The following is a 14353-nucleotide window of genomic DNA, read 5'->3' as shown; positions in this document are numbered from 1 at the left end:
GCTCAATTCAAAAACAAAGAAAATCAATAATGGTGATATGTGTTTCTAAAAAAACCAATTAGCACTTCAAAATCAAAAAAATAGACCTTTGATATCGTTCCAAGATAGAAATTAAATAATATATTAATAACTTTAACCAATTGATTATTTCCTTGTACCATTCATTAAAGACATACTTTCTTTCGATTGGACTAGGAAAATTATTCTCTAGAAAACCTATTTAATTCCCTAAGTATGCATCCGTCTACTGAGCTAACTCTCACTACTATCATTTCTTCTAACAGTTCCCACATCATGAGTAATGTATTGCATGATGAAGTTGTCATTATGGACTTAAAAAATGGGAATTATCTTAATTTAAATCGAATCGGAACTGCTATTTGGGATTTAATAAAAAATCCAATTACCATTCATGATTTAATTCAAGCTTTACTCTTCAAATACGATGTTGAAGAACAAGCATGTCAAACGCATGTATTGGAATTTTTGAATACTTTAATCCTTCATGATTTATTAATTATCGAATCCTAAACTTCTATAAGTTTCATTAGGACTTCCTTAGCATTAAATCGCTTTATTATATTATACCCTTATTTTCATTGCCATGAGTTTATTATTGGGATTAGTCTATTTTGATCAAGAAAATGCGGATGATTCATGCATGAGTAAAATGCTTGAACCACTAAAAAATATGCCTCATGAAAAAATCAAAATCAATAAAAACAAGGAAGCCATTTTTGCTAAACAGCTTACTTATGGTACTGAAGAAGATGTATATGATGTACTCCCCTTGTATTTAAGTGAAATTGACACACTTTTTGTTTCTCAAGGTAGAATAGACAATAGAGAAGAATTAATTTATAGCTTAGCTTTAGGCAAAGGGGATGAAATTTCGGATTCATTTATTATGCTACAAGCCTATCTAAAATATGGAGATCAGGTTCAACTACATTTAAAAGGCGAATGGAGCTTAGCGGCGTACCATTACGAATCTAAAAAACTATTCATAACCCGAGATGTCATGGGTTATACATCCCTCTATTATTATCAGTCAAAAGAGTTTTTTGCATTCAGCTCTTCCATCAAATCCATCCTTCAGTTACCCAAATACAGCATTCGATTAAATGAATTCTACTTCATTTCATATTTAAGTATTTGGAAATTTGAAGAGAAGTTGGAAGAAGGTCTGACTTTTTACAAAGACGTATACTACTTACCGAACGGCTTTTCTATATTTTTATCACATCAAGAAAAATCCTTAAAAAAATATTGGCCTCCACAAAATGTCCAAGAAATCCATTATAAAAATAAACAAGACTATTTACATGAGATAGTTGAAATATTCCAAGTTGCCGTAAAAAGACGTTTAAGAAGTTACAAACCCGTTGCATCCATGTTAAGCGGCGGACTAGATAGTAGTAGCGTCAGTTATATCGCAGCAGAACTTCTCAAACAAGAAGGTAAACAACTAAATACCTATAGTCACGTACCTCATTATACAGACTGGCTTCAAAAGCACCCACTCTCCTCGCTCAGGGAATTAAATGAACACTCCAATATCCAATCAATCGTGGATACTTCAGGTAATATCAAGGCCCATTACTTATCTGCTGGTGATTTTTCGCCCATTGATGGCCTTGAAATTGGTCTAGATATCTTAGATGGCCCGGTACATGCAGCAAGTAATATTTTTTGGATCATAGACCTTTACAAAAACTGTGCTAAAGATGGATTTGGCACCATTTTGACAGGAGAGGGAGGAAATGGTTCTGTATCATATACAGGTGAAGATTATCTACTTAAGCATTCTTGGGAAAGGTTATTGAACCACCCCTACAGGTATTTTAAAAGCCAATTGGTTAAACCCATTGTATATAAATACCTCAAAAAAATTGGGGAAAAGAAAGACCCTAGTTTAAAAAACTATGTACAAAGTCAATATATAAATTCAACTGTTTTAGAGGACTATGATATCATAAATGATTTAGAAAAAAATGGAACTAGTTTTCTCAAAGTCTACTCTTCAGGCTATGAAGCTAAACAAAGATTAATCCAATTGTATATACCTCGTAGTTTGTTGGGAGCAACTTTTGGACAATATTATGGGATTGAATTAAGAGATCCTACCTGTGACATTGATTTAGTCAATTACTTTTTCAGAATACCCAATGAAGAGTTTATCGATTCGCATTACCAATATCGTATGCTTGTTAAAAATATGATGCGAAATAAATTACCTGATTCAGTATTATTCTCCAATAAAAAAGGTCTTCAAAACTCAGACCTAACTCCTAGGATTTTAGAAAACGAAAGTGACTTATTCAAAATACTAGATACAATTAAAAAAAGTTCAATGGCCAATCACTATTTTGATTTGAAACAATTAGAAGCAGATTTGCCCATTTTTCATGCCGATTTAGAAAATGGGTCAACTTTTGAAAAGCAACAAAAAATTTTAAAATCCATTCAATTCGCTCGATTCCTAAAAAAATTCGACTAATCAATTGGGGCAAGTAATTGACCTCAAACCTAAGTCTACACAATAAGCACAAAAACTTGATTACGTGCTTATTATAGTAAAATGGATAGCGAAATAAAGTATAATTAGATTTTTGAAAACCGGATAAAGATGATATCTATAGAGGAAATAAAGAGTGAATATGATGTAGAAATGGCACTCATTATGCTATGTATTAGATGTCATTTCAAAACCTCTCATGTTAATGAAATACGCCAATTTATACAGTCTAATCCAATTGATTGGGCAAAATTTAGTAGTTACTCAGAATACCATAAAGTTCCACCCATCGTATATCAATCCATTTTACAGAGTGGTGAAAGGTTTACGGAATTAAACCAATTAAAAAGTAGACTTCAACAAATCACATTAAGAAACTGGCAACTCACCCAAGAGGCAGAAAGAATCATTCGACTATTCCAAAGTGCTAACATTCAAGCTATTCCATTCAAAGGAGCTACTTTTTCTCAACAATTCTATGGAAATCTGGTCTCCAGAATTTCATGTGACATTGACTTATTAATCAACTGGGAAGACTTACAAGCTTGCATCGCAATACTTAAAAAAGAAAGTTATCTCCCCGAAAATGAAATGGAATTATTACATGGTTGGGATAACTTAAAATCAAAGGAAAACGAATATAACCTAGATTTTTATCAAAATGGACAAAGACTCTACCATGTGGAGCTACATTGGTGTATTGGAAATTCTGAGCTTTTATATTCAAATGAAGTCACTCAATTGCTGAATAAAGATTCTGAAAAACACACTTTAATCCAAGATAAAATATTCAGATTGACAAATGAATCTCATTTTTTAGCAGTCTTGTTTCATCATGCTGGAAAAGATGTTTTCAACTTCTTGCGAAACTTTATCGACATTGCTCAAGCAGCGCAAAAATTAGAAGAGAAGCAATGGAATTTACTTTATCAGCATTTTGAAAAAATCGGCCTTAAACATTCGTATGAAATGGCAGGGAATATCATTGTTCATTTATTTGGAATTCAAATCCCTCAACATTTTCCCATTGAGATTCCCAAAAAGACTCAACGATTTTTTATTGATTCACTTCTTTCTAATGAAAATTGGGTAAACAAAAAGTCGACGATAGCCTATTTTTATTATTTCATGATCAAACGGATTTTATTATTAGATGCCAAATCAAAAGCAATAAATCTCCTATTTCGACACATCAATCTGATTCTAAAACCCAATATCAAAGATTACCTATTTTTACCATTGCCAAAACCTTTTCACTTTGTCTATTATGTGATTAAACCCATTCGCATGATAAAAGAACAATTTTCCAATAACCAATAGCTTTCAAAACATCTTCTTAATTTCAATAGTTCTCATTGCAGACCCTCAACTACCCTGCTGTGAAAGCTTTTCTAATTTTCCCCCATCAGTTATTTGAAGAAGCATTGGTATTGCCTCGTGATCAAACATTTTATTTGATTGAATCCGATCTATTTTTCAAACAATATAATTTTCATCAACAGAAGCTCCTATTTCACCGTGCTAGCCTGCGCTATTTTGCTGATTTATTAACACAACATGGATTTCAGGTTCTATATATTGAAGCGAACGATCCTAAATCAGACATTATTGAGCTTCTGTCATCTTTACAAAATGATGGATTAACTGAGTTGAGCTATTTTGACACCCATGATTATTTGCTGGAAAGAAGGATACATCGTATTTGTCGAGTACCCAAAAATAGAATCCCTAGTCCCAATTTTTTGAATCAGGATGCTCAAGTTTTGGGGAATAAAAAAACCTATTTCCAAACGGCTTTTTATATCCAACAAAGAAAAAATCTTCAAATACTAATAGATGAGCAACAAAATCCTTTAGGTGGTCAATGGTCTTTTGATGCCGAAAACAGAAAAAAAATACCCAAAAACACCTATATCCCACAGCCTTTTCCTAACCCCTCTACCAATCCATATATTCAAGAGGCTATTCAATATATTCAAACACATTTTTCTATCAATCAAGGAACATTAGAGAAACCATTTCTGAACGCTTACTATCCATGTACGCATGCGGAAGCTCAAATAGCTTTGGAAATTTTTATTCAAGAACGACTCTCCCTTTTCGGAATTTATGAAGATGCCATATTGGCTCAAGAATCTACCTTATTTCATAGCGTACTAAGCCCACTTATTAATGTCGGGCTTTTGAACCCTGCCAAGATTATATCTCAAATTGCTCAGACTCATGCGCCATTGAATAGTTTGGAAGGGGTTATCCGACAAATCATTGGTTGGCGAGAATTTGTCCAATTGCTGTATCAAAAAATAGGTTCGCAACAAAGAACTTCCAATTATTGGCATTTTACGCATGAGATGCCAGAAGCATTTTACTCAGCCTCTACAGGCATAGAACCTGTGGATATGACCATTCGAAAGCTTTTGAAAACAGGTTATAACCACCATATCGAACGATTGATGGTACTAGGCAATTTCATGTTACTCTGTGAAATTAAACCAGATGCTGTATATCAGTGGTTTATGGAAATGTACATAGATGCCTACGATTGGGTCATGGTACCTAATGTCTATGGCATGTCGCAATTTAGTGATGGCGGCATGATGACCACAAAGCCCTATATATGTGGATCCAACTACATTTTAAAAATGAGTGATTATAAAAAAGGTCCATGGCAAGTTATTTGGGATGGACTATTTTGGCGTTTTTTAGATAAACAAAGAGCTACTTTCTCCAAGAATCCTAGATGGGCTATGCTCATTAGCACTTGGGACAAGATGTCTTTCGAAAAGAAAGAGTCGCATTTACAACAGGCAGAAAGCTATCTATTTACTCTTTTTCCAGAAGCTTCTTCAGAGGATTCCAATAAGAAAAAAAACTAGGGAAATCTCCCATCAAATCTGGTGCTAGAAAAGGATATGCTTCCCTTTGCCCTCGAAAATGAGCATTGATAGGATGGTCTCTAAATATTCCCTCGATACCCAAATCTGCATATTCTCCATAATAAACCTGTAAGTTGGGAATCTGGGCAGCCAAATCCATGATAAATTGTATCGAATTGGGAGACATGGGAAAACGTCTGAAATGGGAAGGCTCCATGACCAAAATCCGATTCCCCTCCTCCCCTTTATGAAAATTAGGATCAAGGGTATAATGGGTATACACGAATGTAGAAAGTGCTGTATTGATTTGCGGAATTTGAAAGGGAATTTCAGGCATTTGGGGTTTAAAATCTACCCCGTTTTTCAATATCTCAGGCACAGGTAATTGTGGTAAATCCTCGTAACTACAATCAATCACCGTATTTCTTTGTTCACTGTGGGTGAAATGATTGACATTTTCTTGATTGGCATAATAGGGCTTGTTGCTAAAAGTAGCCGCGCACCATTGCCAACTAAGTGCATTACTAGCTAAATCCCCATCCAGTAAATGATAGTACATCCAAGTAGCTGGGGCAGACCAATGATAATGTGCCACATTGCAAGTCAACGACGCTATATACATCCGTATGTGGTTATGCAAATAGCCTGATTGAGCAAAATACGCCAGTTGAGAATCTACAGCTTGTATCCCCGTTTGAGCATGAACCAATGCTGCAGGAATTCCGTGGTGCAACACCCCCTCTTGTGGATGTCGGATATCTTGAAAAATACCATCACCCAATCGAAACCAGGTTTTCGTATAATACTCTCGCCATGCCAATTCTTGAATGAATTTCTCCAATTCAGAAAAGCTAAATCCCCGATTTTTCAATCGCCGATATATTTCGGTTATCGTGATAAATCCACGAGACAAATAAGGCGAAAGGGAAGAAACTCCACCATCAATGAAATTTCTTGTACGCGCATAGTGAATAGGATCAAAAGTATCAATTCGATCATGTACTGCAGCTAAACTCGTGGGGAATTCAATCAACGTTTACTGATTTTATTGAGGCTAATACTTCTTTGTAGGCTACATTTAAATCGAGGATCTACACTTACTCTTTTTTGCACATGCTTGGTGATTCGACCCGACATCCTTTTGCGCCACATCTGAAAACTTGACCTCTTGCTATGCAGTCGCATGAATTCAATGACATCCTTTTCTTTCAATCCAAACTGAAATTCGATGGCTTCAAATGGGGTACGATCTTCCCAGGCCATCTGAATGATTCTGTCGGTATCTTCTTCTGTTAACTTATTTATTTCTTCTACACTTTTCACTGCAATACACGATTTTATCCCAATCTCGTTCCCATTTTTTGCGCCAAGAAAATGGCCTGAAGCAAATGGGGCACATTTTAACCGGTAAATGTTGCTTTTTAACTCCTTGCATATACTAGGATCCATTCATTGAGACATTCATTAAATGAATCAATGTTCAAACTAGATCAAGGATAAAAGGTTTGAATTTTCAACAAATTATTCTTTTAACATGCGACAAAGTCAACATTTACTTTGGCATTGGCGTAGAATGCATCAAACGAATTTTCCATCTGCCTGATTGTCGGACCAAAACTGCACTTTCCAACCAACGCGCATGTCTGATTTGATCACCCCGACGAATCTCCGCTTGGTTCCAATATGTAACCCAAGCCACATCTCCTTTTTGCTCGCTCGTTAAAAAAGTAAAATTATTTTTCCGCTCATACGCAATAGTGGGATTAGGCTTTACTTTATTGACTAAAGTATCATTGTTCCAAATCATCCCAGCTTCTAAGAGTATAAAATCAGGAGTGGTATTCTGTCGAAATAAAGCAGTATTCAATTGAGAAAAACCATCAAAAAATCGAATAATAGGCTGATGTAAGCTATCCAATGGAGTTTGAGCATGCAAATCGGACAATCCCAACAGTATAAATAGTAAACTTAAGTAAAAGCAATTTCTCATAAATTGATGTATTCTTGTCTGTTCTAGCCGCATTCCTTAAAATAGAAATGTTTCGTAATTTATTGAAATCCCTTTCTAAAATCTATGGAGTTTAGAAGTAATTAGCAATAAATTCTTGCCGATATCTATTCCAATGTTAATTTCCATCAAAAAAGAATTCATGTGTTTTAATTAAGTCGGCCCTACGAATTTGCACCAAGCTTGCAGTCGCTTTCAAAAAAATACCTAGGGACCTTTCATTGTAAATAAATTTCATAGCAGGAGAATAATCCGTACTTAAATACATATCTTCTTCTAGTTTATAAAATGGAATCTCAATTCGACCTTTAACACGAATTCCTCTGTTAACGATTAGGCCATTCATTAATTTCTCTTTCAAAACCCCTTCATTTTTTTCACCAGAAGCTACTTTAGAGTAGGCAATCATCATATTTACCCATTCCGGGCGATCAATTAAAAACCATTGAACTTTATTGAAATCAACACCTTGTTCGCTAATCCAACCATAACTAGTAAAGCCCATCAATACCTGTTTTTTCCCATCTAATTTAGGATTATCGGCAGGCACAAATTCTTGAATTTTATAGGTAATTACAGAAGTCGATGACATGTCTTTCAACTTTTTACCATCAAAATCCAATGTTTTCAACGAGAAGCTTTGAAGTTCTGAATGGTTCGACAATATCCATTGAGTAGCTCTCAATTCAGCACGCTCTTTCATTTCTTCGATTGAGGCTATTCCCAAACCAATTGCCATGGCTCCAACGGCAGCTGCCCCTGCAATGGCAGCCGTATTATTTTGAGCATTTGAATATTTGGGACAAAAAATAATGGCAGTAATCAAAATTAAAATGGCTTTTTTCATCTGATTTAATTTTTGAAATCAAATGTTCTTTTAAATATTGATTTTTCCAACAACTGAGGAAAATATTAAATCGTCATAACAAATTGAAAACCTGAACATTACGAATTAACTTCCAGTTCTAAATGAAAGATCATTGCTCTCTATTTTATTGAATTTACCTGAATGAAATCTCCAATTTTTAACTACATTGAAAAAAAATACCTCACACCATGAAAAAAACAGCTTACCTCTTTTACGCTTTTAATGGCTTTATTCTCTTTTGTGGCTTTGGCCAAACCAACTGGATCATATAAACTTGTTGTAGAGGGCTTTGACTGGGGTGCAGGTGTCAACAAAGTCATACTTTCTTTATCCGATACTACATCAATCGTCAATGGGATGGAATATTCCGTTTTTGCATCAAGGAAATCGACTGCTGGTCCCATAGCTGATGAACAATCATCTGGTAAAAGAGATGTCCTAGGAGCCTACGTTTCTGATGAAAATGGCAATCGAGTGAAAACAGGTAAAAATATCACGTTGGTCTTGATAGTAGGCCCTCAATTGCCCATTAGTTCTCCCATTCAATATTTTCGAAGCAAAGGAAATGTCTGGGTAGATTACCAATTGACGATTGTTCATGCAAAATCACAACAAGTATGGGATACGAATGCAGGAAAAATAATGCCATTGATTGATCAATTTGATTTGACAGGAAAATATAAATTCAATGATCAACTGACCATGTCATATGCCAGCTTTAGTCCGAAAATCAAAAAAGATAAAGCACCATTGATCATTTGGTTACATGGAGGTGGAGAAGGAGGATTTGACCCCACTATTCCATTATTAGGTAATAAAGCTGCGAATTATGCTGCTGAACCGATTCAATCCATTTTTGAAGGAGCTTATGTTTTATCTCCACAGTGTCCTGGTGCTTGGATGCATAATGCACAAAAAATAAGCACGCAAGGAAAAGAAAATGATGTCTATAATGAAGCTTTAATGGCCTTGATTAAAGATTACGTTAAATCCAATCCCAACATTGACCCAACTAGAATTTATGTAGGAGGCTGCTCTAATGGTGGATATATGGCCTTAAAGTTGATATTACTTTACCCTGACTATTTTGCTGCAGGTTATATCAGTGCTCTAGCTTACCGCTCAGAATATATTACAGATACGGACATTCAAAAAATCAAACAGGTTCCCATTTGGTTTGTTCATTCCAAAGATGATGCAACTACCATCCCTGATTTAACAGTTGTACCTGTTTATAAAAGGTTACAGGCCGCAGGTGCTAAAAATGTACACTTTACCTACTATGACCATGTGAATGATATTACTAATTTCTACGGAGGAAAGGGGTTTCAATATAATGGTCATTGGTCATGGGTATATTTACATGAGAACTTACCAAAAACTGATTTTGATGGTTCCTTAGTAAAAATAAATGGAAAGCCTGTAAGTATTATGGAATGGATGGCTACTCAGAAAAAAGGTAAATAAACAGTACAATTATATAATTAAAATCAAAGCCTCTTATGTCCGACATGAGAGGCTTTAATTTTGAAAAAACACCATGAATCATTTTAAGTATTCATTTCTTACATGTTCTAAATTTAAAAACGAAATCAAAAAAAAAAAATTGCTTAGATAATTAGTTATGAATCTAAATTAAAATACAGAACATGGTAAGCTAAAAACTTATTCTTTGAATTAATTTTATGATTAATGTCAATTTTACCCCTATTTCAATTAAAAAATTGTAAAAAAATAAGATAAAATAGATTTGTATTTCAAATAAATCCAAATGTATTATTACATTTACCACGTGTTCGAATTTTATTAAGATGTGTTCTAGATTAAAGATGAAACTTTCTAACCTTAAAAAATCGAATAATGAAATTGAAAATTGCAATCGTGCTTTTGGCAGCATTTACCTTTTCCTGCCAGATGCAATTGGATGAATTAGCCCTTTCTCCTAACGGAAACAATGGCAATTCATCTGCTCCAGGCCTAAGTCAAAATTCCAATGCTGGAGGTGTTATCTCAAACGAAGTATTAATCAAATTCAAAAGCGGGATTCCTGAATCTGGGAAATTAACTGCATTAAAAGCCATTTCTGGAATCATACAAGAACAAATCATCACTCAAGAAATGAAGGATGAGGGAGATGAAGGTTTCTACGTGGTAAAAACTAATATTAATGCCATTGAAGCCATCAACCGAGCTTCTGGAAATTCATTAATTGAAATTGTAGAACCCAATCAACTATATACACACCAACAAACTACCACGACTCCAGACGACTATTTCTACGGTACAGGTCAATTATGGGGCTTAAATGGCACCTATGGTAGCAATGCCAATGTAGCTTGGGCAAATAATAATACGGGACGTTCAACAGTTTATGTAGGTATTGTGGACGAAGGGGTCATGTATAATCACCCTGATTTGGTCAATAATATTTGGACCAACCCTAATGAAATCGTTGATGGAATAGATAATGACAGAAACGGTTACATTGATGATGTACGTGGATGGGATTTCGCCAACAATGACGCTTCGGTTTACGATGGCCTTTCAACAAACAATGTTGATGCCCACGGTACTCACGTCTCTGGGACCATTGGTGGTTTAGGCAATAATTCAATTGGAGTGGTGGGAATGAATTGGAATGTCAAAATTATCCCAACCAAGTTTTTAGGTATTGGCGGAGGTTCTACTTCCAATGCGATTAAAGCCATTGATTATTTAACTAATTTAAAGAAGAACAAAAAAATCAATATTGTAGCTTCCAATAATTCATGGGGTGGCGGAAGTTATTCTAAATTATTATTAGCTGCCATTCAACGTGCAGATAAAGCTGGTATACTTTTCATTGCAGCGGCAGGAAACGCTGGAAGTAACATCGATGCAAGTCCTAACTACCCAGCTAGTTATTTAAGCCCAAATGTCATTGCTGTTTCTGCCATCGACGTGAATGGATTATTAACATCTTGGTCTAACTACGGCGTAAAAACCGTGGCATTAGGCGCACCTGGTGATAACATCATTTCCACCGTTCCTGGACCTAATGGAGTAGGTTATGCTGCCTACAGCGGAACATCCATGGCAACACCGCACGTGACTGCGGCTGTGGCACTTTATGCTGCTAAAAATTACCCAACGAGCACTAATCAAGCGGCATCTCAAGTTATCAAAAAAGCCATTATTAATAACACCATAGCAACGCCATCACTAAGTGGTAAAACCAGTACAGGTGGACGTTTAAATGTAGGAGTTGTAGGTTTCTACTAATGATACATTGCTAAAAATATTTTCCGTGTTTTACCGGCCTCTCTTTCACAGGAGAGGCTTTTTATTTTTATAGGCATGGGAACAATTCAGAACTTAAAAAATATTCTCTGGAAAAATGACCACTGGTTTGGTAAGTAAAATGACCCTGTTTAAATTACAAGATAACTTCCATTTAGGAAACGGTCGTTTTAAACGAATTTCCTTGTAAACACACTAAAAAATACATGAAAAAATTACAGCTGAATTTGCTATTAGCTGCTGCGCTGTTGAGTCTAACTCCTTCCGCATTCGCTCAAAGCAATAAAAAAGTGGAACCGCCTAAAACTCCTGTGGCAGCTGCGCCAAGTAGCGATGCTCCGAAACCTGATGCCAAAAAAGGGCCTAAACCTTATAATAAGGTGGTTGATAGTACTGCTGTCACACAAAAAGGATTAATCGATGTCCACAAAATGGATCAGAAGTACCTATTTGAAATCCCAGCGTCGCTCATCGACCAAGAGATTATGACCATCACTCGTTTTTCCAAAACACCTGCTGGTGGAGGTATTTTTGGTGGTGAAGAAGTCAACCGACAAGTGATTCAATTTGAGAAAGGAAATAATAATAACTTATTGCTTCGTTCAATCAGCTACGTTATCATGTCTCCAGATGAAGGAAAGCCTTTAGCTCAAGCCGTTAAAAATTCTTCAGCGAATCCCATTATTGGTATATATGAAATATTGGCGATCAAAAAAGATTCAACAGGTAAAAAGGATATGGCTTTTGTCATTGATATGACGAGTACCTTCGATTCCGATATTCAGACATTTTCTCTAGATCCTGTAAAAAAACAAACGTTGAGTATTCAGGCTTTTCAAAAGGACAAATCGTTCATTCAAAAAATCAGTAGCTTTCCAATCAATACAGAAATCAGAACTGTGAAAACCTTTTCAACGGTTCCTGCACTGCTTTCTCTAAGCCCTGTGCCTCGAATTGGAGCCATTTTGCCTGCTGGAGCCGATGCCGGACTATTGACGTTGGAATTAAATACATCCATGATTGCCTTACCTAAGAAGCCCATGCGCAAAAGAAGTTTTGATGCGCGTGTAGGTTATTTTGCCAATCAATATGGCGTATTTGAAGAGGAATCTCAAAAGGCAGATACCGATGTTTTTGCGGTTAGATGGCGCCTTGAACCTAAGTCGAAAGAGGATGCCGAAAAACAGAAAAAAGGACAATTGATTGAACCCATCAAACCTATCGTTTACTACATTGACCCTGCTACACCAGACAAATGGAAAAAATTCATCAAAGCAGGTATTGATGATTGGCAAGTGGCCTTTGAACATGCTGGTTGGAAAAATGCCATTCGTGGGGAATACTGGCCAGAAAATGACCCAAGCATGAGCTTAGAAGATGCTCGATTCTCCGTGGTACGGTATTTTGCTGCCGATATTCAAAATGCTTATGGTCCCAATGTACATGATCCTAGAACGGGTGAAATATTAGAAAGCCATATTGGTTGGTACCATAACATCATGTCTCTTTTAAGAAATTGGTACATGGTTCAAACAGGGGCAGTTGACCCTAATGCTCGCAAAAAACAATTTGATGATGTTTTGATGGGTGAATTGATCCGCTTTGTTTCTTCTCATGAAGTTGGCCATACCCTAGGTTTACGTCACAATATGGGAGCAAGTTCCGCTACACCAGTAGAGAAATTAAGAGATAAAGACTTTCAAGAGAAAAACGGACATACTTCTTCTATCATGGATTATGCACGTTTCAACTATGTGGCTCAACCGGAAGATGGCGTAACTCATTTATTCCCTAAAATTGGAGATTACGACAAATGGGCGATCAAATGGGGTTATTCGTATTTTGACGAAGCCAAAAGTGAAAAAGAAGAAAAGACTATTCTAAATGAATTAACTAAGGAAGCATATAAGAACCGTAGACTTTGGTTTGGAACAGAGATTAGCCCATATGACCCTCGTTATCAAACAGAAGATATTGGTGATAATGCCATGGTGGCCTCCACTTATGGAATTAAAAACTTACAAAGAATCTTGCCGAATTTAATCGATTGGACCAAGGAAAATGGCGAAAGCTATTCCGAACTTGATGAATTATATAGCAATGTTACAGGGCAATTTAGAAGGTATTTAGGTCATGTTACCAAAAATGTCGGAGGTATTTACGACAATCCTAAAACCTATGATATGACTGGAAATCAATTTGAAATAGTTCCAAAAAGTTTACAAAAAGATGCCGTCAACTTCTTAAATAAGCAATTATTTGCTACTCCAACTTGGTTGTTAGATCAAAACATATTAGCCAAAATCAATCCTGAAAATGGAGTAGAGTCCATTAAATCCATGCAAGATGCCACCTTAAGTAATCTATTGGTAGGTGACCGAATGGTCCGTTTAATGGAAGGTTCGTCGATCAATAAAAACAATTATTCGGTGGATGAATTAATGACCGATTTACGTTTAGGTATTTTTGCTGAATTAAAAAGCCAAGCTTCCATCGATATTTTCAGAAGAAATCTTCAGAAACTATTCATTGATAAAGTAGCTGCCTTATTGAATCCAGGAATAGCTCAAGTTAGATCCATTCCTGTAGGTGTTACTTATGGCTTTAAAACGAGAGTGGTCAATCTAAACCAAACCGATTTACCTTCTATTGCGAGAGGACAATTATTGAGCTTGAAAGATAGTTTAAAAGTTGCTTCAGCTGGTACCATTGATCGTTTAAGTAAATTACATGTATTGGATTTGATTGCTCGAATTGATAAAGCATTAGATCCTAAGAAATAATTGATTTCATTTCAATAAAAA

The 14353-nt window shown here is 35.7% G+C and carries 12 protein-coding genes; 7 read left to right on the top strand and 5 right to left on the bottom strand.

The window, feature by feature from the left end; genetic code table 11:
• The first annotated feature begins 234 nt into the window (after positions 1–234).
• The 4 genes from EWU22_RS05955 (at position 235) to EWU22_RS05940 (ending at position 5394) form a co-directional block, all read left to right on the top strand.
• Positions 235–531, top strand: coding sequence for a lasso peptide biosynthesis PqqD family chaperone (locus tag EWU22_RS05955; protein WP_130924825.1), 297 nt, complete (start codon positions 235–237; stop codon positions 529–531).
• A gap of 73 nt (positions 532–604) precedes the next feature.
• The gene (locus EWU22_RS05950) at positions 605–2500 is read left to right on the top strand and encodes an asparagine synthase-related protein (RefSeq protein WP_130924824.1); all 1896 of its coding nucleotides are present in this window, start codon (positions 605–607) and stop codon (positions 2498–2500) included.
• Between the two features lie 129 nt (positions 2501–2629).
• Positions 2630–3838, top strand: coding sequence for a nucleotidyltransferase domain-containing protein (locus EWU22_RS05945; protein WP_130924823.1), 1209 nt, complete (start codon positions 2630–2632; stop codon positions 3836–3838).
• Between the two features lie 59 nt (positions 3839–3897).
• A complete protein-coding gene (locus EWU22_RS05940) occupies positions 3898–5394 on the top strand; it encodes a cryptochrome/photolyase family protein (protein ID WP_130924822.1) in 1497 nt (498 codons plus the stop codon).
• Here EWU22_RS05940 and EWU22_RS05935 read toward each other — a convergent pair.
• The 5 genes from EWU22_RS05935 to EWU22_RS05920 form a co-directional block, all read right to left on the bottom strand.
• On the bottom strand, positions 5342–6427 hold the full coding sequence (locus EWU22_RS05935) for an FAD-binding domain-containing protein (RefSeq protein ID WP_130924821.1): 1086 nt from the start codon (positions 6425–6427) through the stop codon (positions 5342–5344). The two genes, EWU22_RS05940 and EWU22_RS05935, sit on opposite strands and share 53 nt — an antisense overlap.
• Positions 6424–6717: a TIGR03643 family protein gene (locus EWU22_RS13470; protein ID WP_394364560.1), complete on the bottom strand. Its 294-nt coding sequence runs from the start codon at positions 6715–6717 to the stop codon at positions 6424–6426. Before EWU22_RS13470 ends, EWU22_RS05935 begins: the two co-directional genes overlap by 4 nt.
• Positions 6692–6793 carry a DUF2256 domain-containing protein gene (locus tag EWU22_RS13465; protein WP_317046253.1) on the bottom strand — a complete coding sequence of 34 codons (102 nt, stop codon included), beginning with the start codon at positions 6791–6793 and terminating at the stop codon, positions 6692–6694. Before EWU22_RS13465 ends, EWU22_RS13470 begins: the two co-directional genes overlap by 26 nt.
• Positions 6794–6946: 153 nt before the next feature.
• Positions 6947–7384: a nuclear transport factor 2 family protein gene (locus EWU22_RS05925; protein ID WP_161566800.1), complete on the bottom strand. Its 438-nt coding sequence runs from the start codon at positions 7382–7384 to the stop codon at positions 6947–6949.
• Between the two features lie 136 nt (positions 7385–7520).
• Entirely contained in the window at positions 7521–8249 is a 729-nt protein-coding gene (locus EWU22_RS05920) for a hypothetical protein (RefSeq protein WP_130924818.1), read from the bottom strand.
• Positions 8250–8492: 243 nt separating this feature from the next.
• Here EWU22_RS05920 and EWU22_RS05915 point away from each other — a divergent pair, with 243 nt between their 5' ends.
• From EWU22_RS05915 to EWU22_RS05905, 3 genes are all read left to right on the top strand, one after another.
• Positions 8493–9737: an alpha/beta hydrolase-fold protein gene (locus tag EWU22_RS05915; protein ID WP_130924817.1), complete on the top strand. Its 1245-nt coding sequence runs from the start codon at positions 8493–8495 to the stop codon at positions 9735–9737.
• A 393-nt stretch (positions 9738–10130) separates the two neighbouring features.
• A complete protein-coding gene (locus tag EWU22_RS05910) occupies positions 10131–11531 on the top strand; it encodes a S8 family peptidase (RefSeq protein WP_130924816.1) in 1401 nt (466 codons plus the stop codon).
• Between the two features lie 224 nt (positions 11532–11755).
• Entirely contained in the window at positions 11756–14332 is a 2577-nt protein-coding gene (locus tag EWU22_RS05905; RefSeq protein WP_130924815.1) for a zinc-dependent metalloprotease, read from the top strand.
• The last annotated feature ends 21 nt before the right edge of the window (positions 14333–14353 follow it).

The organism is Aquirufa nivalisilvae, assembly GCF_004307455.1.
GTDB classification, from domain to species: domain Bacteria; phylum Bacteroidota; class Bacteroidia; order Cytophagales; family Spirosomataceae; genus Aquirufa; species Aquirufa nivalisilvae.
This window is presented reverse-complemented; position numbering and strand designations above follow the sequence as displayed.